7 protein-coding genes and 1 tRNA gene are annotated in these 7,337 nt (G+C 71.2%); 1 reads left to right on the top strand and 7 read right to left on the bottom strand.

What is annotated here, in order from left to right; translation table 11 throughout:
• Positions 1 to 2 precede the first annotated feature (2 nt).
• Positions 3 to 76: transfer RNA gene (locus tag AC2D9U_RS24115), tRNA-Met, on the top strand.
• 391 nt (positions 77 to 467) lie between these two features.
• Here AC2D9U_RS24115 and AC2D9U_RS24110 read toward each other — a convergent pair.
• Genes AC2D9U_RS24110 through AC2D9U_RS24080 form a run of 7 tightly spaced genes read right to left on the bottom strand, consistent with a single transcriptional unit; the run spans position 468 to position 7,336 of the window.
• Positions 468 to 1,274 (bottom strand): glutaredoxin domain-containing protein, encoded by an 807-nt coding sequence (locus AC2D9U_RS24110; protein WP_484754162.1) that lies wholly within the window; start codon positions 1,272 to 1,274, stop codon positions 468 to 470.
• A gap of 16 nt (positions 1,275 to 1,290) precedes the next feature.
• Positions 1,291 to 1,932 (bottom strand): isochorismatase family protein, encoded by a 642-nt coding sequence (locus AC2D9U_RS24105; RefSeq protein ID WP_484754160.1) that lies wholly within the window; start codon positions 1,930 to 1,932, stop codon positions 1,291 to 1,293.
• Between the two features lie 11 nt (positions 1,933 to 1,943).
• Entirely contained in the window at positions 1,944 to 2,975 is a 1,032-nt protein-coding gene (locus AC2D9U_RS24100; protein WP_484754157.1) for an ABC transporter ATP-binding protein, read from the bottom strand.
• Positions 2,972 to 3,955 carry an ABC transporter ATP-binding protein gene (locus AC2D9U_RS24095; RefSeq protein WP_484754154.1) on the bottom strand — a complete coding sequence of 328 codons (984 nt, stop codon included), beginning with the start codon at positions 3,953 to 3,955 and terminating at the stop codon, positions 2,972 to 2,974. The genes AC2D9U_RS24100 and AC2D9U_RS24095 overlap by 4 nt, the downstream gene beginning before the upstream one ends.
• Positions 3,952 to 4,851 carry an ABC transporter permease gene (locus AC2D9U_RS24090; RefSeq protein ID WP_484754150.1) on the bottom strand — a complete coding sequence of 300 codons (900 nt, stop codon included), beginning with the start codon at positions 4,849 to 4,851 and terminating at the stop codon, positions 3,952 to 3,954. The genes AC2D9U_RS24095 and AC2D9U_RS24090 overlap by 4 nt, the downstream gene beginning before the upstream one ends.
• A complete protein-coding gene (locus tag AC2D9U_RS24085; RefSeq protein WP_484754146.1) occupies positions 4,848 to 5,789 on the bottom strand; it encodes an ABC transporter permease in 942 nt (313 codons plus the stop codon). The genes AC2D9U_RS24090 and AC2D9U_RS24085 overlap by 4 nt, the downstream gene beginning before the upstream one ends.
• Positions 5,789 to 7,336, bottom strand: coding sequence for an ABC transporter substrate-binding protein (locus AC2D9U_RS24080; RefSeq protein WP_484754144.1), 1,548 nt, complete (start codon positions 7,334 to 7,336; stop codon positions 5,789 to 5,791). Before AC2D9U_RS24080 ends, AC2D9U_RS24085 begins: the two co-directional genes overlap by 1 nt.
• Position 7,337 lies beyond the last annotated feature (1 nt).

Here is a 7,337-nt window from a genome sequence, read left to right as displayed (position 1 = left end):
ACCGCGGGGTGGAGCAGCCCGGTAGCTCGTCAGGCTCATAACCTGAAGGTCACAGGTTCAAATCCTGTCCCCGCATCCCCCTTGATTTGCCCTACCAAAGCCTCGGCACCATCGCCGGGGCTTTTCGCGTTTCGGGCACCCTCCGCCAAGCGAAGAATGGCGCCAAGCTCGCCGCGGACTTCCACACGCAGGCTGCCTTCTTCGGGGTGGAGGTGGATCGCCTCGATCAACCCGCGCGCCATCTCCCGCGCGGCCTTGGCGGCGTCCCTCGACGATCAGCCCTCGTCGCTGGCGACCCAACGCCATGGCATGAACTCGTCGATGCGCCTCCGACAGCGAGCCGGAGCGGTCGTTCGACGGTTGGACGCAAGGGCTCATCGTCGCGCTCATGCCGGGCAAGGCGCCACCCTTCCGCGAATGGGCAGCACGGATCGTCCCGGCGATGCCCTGCCGCAGGGTTCGGCGCGTCAGGACGCGCGGCGGACCTTGGCAGGGTCGGCCTCGTCCCAGACCTTCTCGGGCATCGGCAGCCCATCGAAGGTCTCGCGGCCGAGCGGGCCGTCGGGCGCGATGCCGAGCCCTTCCAGCACCCACATGAACTGCCGGGCGTGCTGGCCGGCGTGCCAGACCGTGCGCTCGAGGAATTCGTGCATGGTCTGCTCGCCGTAATAGACGTCGGCGCGGCTCCGCAAGTCGCGGTCGCGGCCGGGGCCGTCGAACCACTCATCCATGCGACGTCGCATCGTCTCGGCATAGGCGATGAGCTCGGCGCGGCCGGATTGCAACGGCTCCGGCACGCGCATGTAGCTGTCGAAGGTCAGCGGGATGCCGTCCTCGTGTTCCAGGAAGGCGTCGGCGATGTTGGAGATGTGCCAGCCGAGTTGCGCGAAGGTGCGCGGGCGGTTCGGCAGCTCGCGCGCCAGCGCCTCGTCCGGCATCTGCGCGATGAAGCGCGCGGTACCGGCCAGGACGGCATCCAGGCGCTTGCGCATCTCCGGCACGGACAGCATCTTCGGCGCGCCATAGGCGATGCCGCAGAGCTGCGCGACGTCGCGCAGGATCTGGCCGTTGGCCCAGGTATCGCCGCGCGTGACGATCGGGACCTGCTTCAGGCCGAAGCGTTCCAGCTCCTCATATGCCGCCTCGTCCTCCAGCACGTTGCGCGAGAGGAAGGGGACGCCGTGCTTCTGCAGGAACTCCTTCGTGCGCAGGCACGAGGAGCAGCCGGTCATCCAGTAGACGCGGATCGCGTCGTCGGCCGTCGTCGTACTCATTCTTCGCTTTCCTCCCTCACGCCGCCGTCGCGGGCAGGCCCTTGAGATACGCGATGACCTCGTCGCGGGCCACCACGTCACCATACTTCGCGTTGATGTCGAAGAGGTTGGCGTCGTGCGGGCCGTCGTGGCGGTCGCCGACGCATTCCCGCGGCACGATCACGCGGTAGCCGTGCTGCACGCCGTCCAGTGCGCCGGCACGGACGCAACCGCTGGTGGAGCAGCCCGCCAGGATCAGCGTGTCGATGCCGAGGGCTGCGAGCATCGGCGCCAGCGGCGTGCCGAAGAAGGGGCTGGGATACTGCTTCACCAGCACGACTTCCTCCGGCAGCGGCGCGACTTTCGGGTCGATCTGCGCGAGCGGCTCGCCCGCGATCATCCTGCGCAGCGCCGGCACCTTGCGGACGAACCAGCCGCCATCGGCGCCGGAGGGGTGGTACTCCACGCGGGTGTGGATGACGGGGATGCCGGCGGCGCGCGCGGCGGCGAGCAACGGGGCGGTGTCGGCGACGGCGCGCACCACGCCCTCGGCGAAGAAGGGCGAGCCCGGGGTGGTGTAGGCCAGGGTGAAGTCGATCACGATCACCGCGGGCTTCGATCCGTAGCCGACCTTGCCGTCGAAGACGCCGACATAGTTCTGCTCGCGCGTCACGGTCATGGGGGTCTCCTTCAGGCTTCGTCGGGGAAGTGGCAGGCCGCGAGATGGGCGGTGGTCCCGGCCGGCGTCAGCATGGGGTCCTGCTCGACGCAGGCGCGCGGCAGGCGGGTGCCGGCGGCCTCCGCGGTCTCGCCGCCGCGCGCGGCGACGATCCGCGCGCGCGGGCAGCGCGGGTGGAAGCGGCAGCCCGACGGAAGCGCCGCGGCGCTGCCGATCTCGCCGATCGGCCGGATGCGTGCGCGGGCGCGTTCCCTCGCGGGATCGGGCCGCGGCACCGCCGACAGCAGCGAGACCGTGTAGGGATGCCGCGGCGCGGCATAGAGCGCGTCGCGCGGCGCCATCTCCACCACACGGCCGAGATACATCACCGCGACGCGGTCGCTGACATGACGCACCACGGCCAGGTCATGCGCGATGAAGAGGAAGGCGACGGCAGACCGCGCCTGGATTTCCTGCAGCAGGTTCAGGATCTGCGCCTGCACCGAGACATCGAGCGCGCTGACGGGTTCGTCCAGCACGACCAGCGCGGGATCGAGCGCGATGGCGCGCGCGATGCCGATGCGCTGGCGCTGGCCGCCGGAGAATTCATGGGGGTAGCGCGCGGCCATGGCGGGCGAGAGGCCGACGCGGCCGAGCGTCTCCGCGGCGCGGCGCCGCGCCTCCGCCCGCGCGACGCCATGCGCAGTCATGGGCTCGGCGATGATCTCGGCCGCTGTCATGCGGGGATCGAGCGAGCCGTAGGGGTCCTGGAAGACCATCTGCATCCGCGGCCGCATCGCGCGCAGCGCGCGGGCGGAGGCGGCGGTGACGTCGGCGCCTTCGAAGCGGACGCTGCCGGCGCTCGGTTCGATCAGGCGCAGCACGAGGCGGCCCAGCGTGCTCTTGCCGCTGCCGGTCTCGCCGACCAGGCCGAGCGTCTCGCCGCGCGCGAGGGTGAAGGAGACGCCGTCTACGGCGCGGACCGCGGGCCGCTTCGCGCCGAACAGGCTGCTGCCGCCGGCGAAGCTGCGGTGCAGGTCCTCGACCTCCAGCAGCGCGGTCATGCCGCTGCCTCCAGCGCGCCCTGGCGGTGGCACGCGGCCTCGTGGCCGGCGCCGGTCAGGGCGGGGCGTGTCGTGCGGCAGCCCGCGTCGTCGGACACGGCGAAGCAGCGCAGCGCGAAGGCGCAGCCCGCTGGACGGCGCGCGGGATCGGGCGGGCTGCCCGCGATCGGCGCGAGCTTCGCACCCGCCGGCGCGTCGAGGTCGGGGATGCTGCGGAAGAGCGAGATCGTGTAGGGGTGGCGGGGCGCGCGGAAGACCTCGGCGACCGTGCCGGTCTCGACGACGCGGCCGGCATACATCACCGCAACGCGGTCGGCCTGTCGCGCGACGACGCCGAGGTCGTGGGTGATCAGCACCATTCCCATGCCTTCGGCGTCGCGGAGTTCGCCGAGCAGATCCAGCACCTGCGCCTGCACCGTGACATCGAGCGCCGTCGTCGGCTCGTCCGCGATCAGCACGCGGGGGCCGAGCGCGATGGCCATGGCGATCAGCACGCGTTGGCGCATGCCGCCGGAGAACTGGTGGGGATAGTCGTCGATGCGGCGCGCGGGGTCGGGGATCTGGACGCGGGCGAGGAGGGCGACGGCGCGCTCCCGCGCCTCGCGCCGGCGGATCGGCAGGTGGCCGCGCAGGACTTCCGCGATCTGCTCGCCGACTGTGAAGACGGGGTTGAGGCCGGTCAGCGGGTCCTGGAAGACCATGCCGATCCGCGCGCCGCGTCGGCGGCGGAGCTCGGCGGGCGGCAGCGTCAGCAGGTCCTCGCCTTCCAGCAGCGCCTGGCCCGCGATGACGCGGCCGGGCTTCGGCAGCAGGCCGAGGGCAGAGGTGAAGGTGACCGTCTTGCCCGATCCGCTCTCGCCGACCACGGCCAGCGTCTCGCCGGCGCGGACGTGCAGCGAGACGTCCTCCACCAGGCGGACGGCGGTCTTCTCGCCGGGGACGGCGGCGGTCAGGCCGCGCAGCTCGAAGGCCGCGGTCACAGCAGCTTGCCCGTGTTGCGCCGCATCTGCGGATCGAGCGTGTCGCGCAGCCCGTCGCCCAGCAGGTTCAGCACCACGACGGTGAAGGCGATGCACAGCCCGGCCGAGAGCGAGATCAGCGGATTGGTCGTGATGGAGGTCTGGCCCTCCGCGATCACGTTGCCCCAGGTCGGCGTCGGCGGCTGCACGCCTAGGCCCAGGAAGGATAGGCCCGCCTCCGCCAGGATCGCGGTCGCCGCGCTGACCGTCGCGACCACGATCACCGGCGGCAGCGCGTTGGGGATGACGTGGCGGCGCACGATGGTCCAGGGCGTGAGGCCGATGGCGCGCGAGGCCTCGATGAAGGGGCGCGGGCGGATGGTCAGCACGACGGAGCGCATCACCGCCGCGACGCGCGGCGTATAGGCGATGGCGACCGCGAGGATGATCGAATCCAGCGTGTTGCCCCGCGCCGCGACCAGCGCCAGCGCCAGCAGGAAGGAGGGGAAGGCGAGCAGGATGTCGATGACGGCGACCAGCGCGCGTTCCACGAAACCTCCGGCATAGCCCGCGACGGCACCGATCAGCGTGCCGAGGCTCAGCGAGATCAGCACGACGAAGAAGCCGACCTGCAGCGAGACCTGCGCGCCGTAGATCAGGCGCGACGCAACGTCGCGCCCGAACTGGTCGGTGCCGAGCCAGTGCGTGGCCGAGGGCGGCGCCAGATTGTTCATCAGGTCCGTGCGCGTCGGCGAATGGGGCGCGATCCAGGGCGCGAAGAGCGCGACGAGGACCAGGATCGAGATGCCGACGGCGCCGATCATGAAGCCGGGATGGCTGGTGTAACGACGGATCGCGGCACGGCGGCGCGCGGCGGCCTCGGCGGCGGCGTCGATGTCCTCGACCATGGTGCTCATCGGCGCCGCAGCCTCGGGTCCACCACGCCGTAGACCAGATCGAGCGCGGTGTTGAGCAGTACGACAGCGGCGGCCAGCACCAGCACGCCGGCCTGCACCAGCTGGTAGTCGCGGGCGAGGATCGCCTTGAGGATGGTGGAGCCGAGGCCGGGGCGGCTGAACACGGCCTCCACCAGGATCGCGTTGCCGAGCGACCAGGCGAAGGTCACGCCGATCACGGCCAGCACGGGGATCAGCGCGTTGCGGAAGGCGAGCTTCCAGACGATGCGCCGCTCCGGCACGCCCATGGCGCGCGCGACGCGGATATGGTCCTGGCCGAGCACTTCCAGCATCGCGGAGCGCGTCAGCCGTGCGATGTAGGCCGCGACGGAAAGGCCGAGCACCAGCGCGGGCAGCGCCAGGTGGTGCAGCCCCTTCCAGAAGCCGGGCTCGCTGGAGGCGCCGAGGGCAGGGAACAGGCCGAGCGCGTGCGAAAAGGTCAGGATCGCGACCAGCCCGACCCAGAAGACGGGGAAGGAGATGCCCCCCAGCGCCACCAGCATCACCGCGACGTCCACCGCCGTGCCCTGTCGCACCGCGGCGACGATGCCGAGCGGCACGCCCGCCAGCACCGCGACCAGCATGCCGGCGACCGCGAGCGCGGCGGAAGGCGGCACCGCCGCCCAGATCTCGGCCAGCGCGGGCTGGCCGGTGACCACGGAATTGCCGAGGTCGCCCTGAACCGCGCGGGCGAGGAAGACGAAGTATTGCTGCCAGACCGGCAGGTCGAGACCGAGGCGCGCGCGCAGCGTGGCGAGCGCCTCGGTCGTTGCGAAGTCGCCCAGCATGTAGAGCGCGGGATCGCCAGGGATGGCCCTCATCAGGAAGAAGGCCACCGTGACGATCCCGACCAATGCGACGGCAAGCTGGCCGAGGCAGCGGGCGACGTAAAGCGGCATCAGACGCTGCGCAGCGAGACCGGGGCCACGTTCACCGTGAACAGGCTGTTCTGCACGAAGCCTGCCACCGTCGGGCCGTGCGCGATGAACAGCCGGTCCGCGTAGAGCGGGATGACCGGCAGGTCGTCCATGGTCTGGCGCAGCAGGCGGCTATAGACGGCGCGCCGCGCGGGAAGGTCGGGCGCGCGCGCGGCTTCCGCCAGCAACTCGTCCGCGCGGTCGTAGCGCGAGGTGTTGAGCCCCGGCGGATGGCTGCGCGTGTGGTACAGCGTGACCAGCGGGCTGTCCGGGTCGGGCGGGCCGACGACGGCGGTGATGCAGGACTGCACGTTGCCGCTGCTGCGCGCCTGGACATAGGCGCCGCGTTCCAGCACGCGCACCGTCGCCTGGATACCGACCTGCTGCAGGTCGTTGGCCAGCGCGACGGGGAAGCGGTCGAAGGGGTTCAGGCCGACCGTCGTGATCTCGAAGCGGAAGTTGGAGACGTTGGCCTCCCGCAGCAGGGCGCGGGCGCGGTCGGGGTCGAAGGCGTAGCGCGGCACGCCGTCCTCGGAGAATTCCTGGAAGGTCGAGGTCAGCACGCTCGTCGCCTCGAACTTCGTGCCGCGGAAGAAGCCGTCGATCAGCGCGCGACGGTTCATCGCGTGGGCCATGGCGCGGCGCACGCGGATGTCGCGCAGCGGGCCGGCGGTGGTGTTCAGCACCAGGTTGACCGTGTTGTTCGCCGGCCGGTCGAGGACGGAGATGCCCTGGGCGCGGCGCAGGCGCTCGATCACCTCGGGCGTCTGCAGCGCGTAGAAGATGTCGAGCTCGCGGTTCTCCAGCGCGATCGCCGCCGCCGTCTCGTCGCGCACGATGCGGAAGACGACCTCGTTCAGCGTCGAGGCGCCGCCGAAATAGTCGGGGTTGGCGGACAGCCGCACCTCGTTGCCGGTGGTCCAGCGCTCGAACACGAAGGGGCCGGTGCCGATCGGGTTCATGCTGTAGCGCTCGCCGAGTTCCGTCACGGCGCGGCGGGAGACGATCCAGCCCTGGTTGAAGGCGCAGAGCTTGTGGAGGAAGCCGGAATTCGCGGCCTCCAGCACGAAGCGGACCGTCATCGGGTCGGGGGTCTGGATCTCCCGCAGGCCGGCGAGCTGGCCGCGATAGAGGCTGCCCGTCGCGGGATCGAGCACGCGCTCGAAGGAGAACTTGACGTCGTCCGAGGTGAAGGCGCCGTAGCCCTTGTGCCAGGTGACGTTCGGCCGCAGGCGGAAGGTCCAGACGGTGCCGTCGGCCGAGACCTCATGGCCCGTGGCGAGGTCCGGCACGATGGCGTTGGTCGCCTGGTCGTACTGCACCAGGCCGGAATAGACGTGGCTGGCGATGGACTGGTTCTCGTTCTGGAAGATCCGCGCGGGATCCAGCTGCGAGATGTCGGAGCCGAAGCGCACGCGCAGCGTCCGCGTGCCCTGTGCCATCACCGGCGAACCGAAGGCGCCGCCGAGCGCGAGGCTCGCCGCCCCGGTCAGGAAACCGCGCCTGCCGAAGCCAGGCGGCGACTGCATG

It is taken from the genome of Roseomonas sp. TF40 (assembly GCF_057219975.1).
The sequence above is the reverse complement of the archived record's forward strand: the minus strand, read 5'-3'. Positions and strand labels throughout refer to the sequence as shown.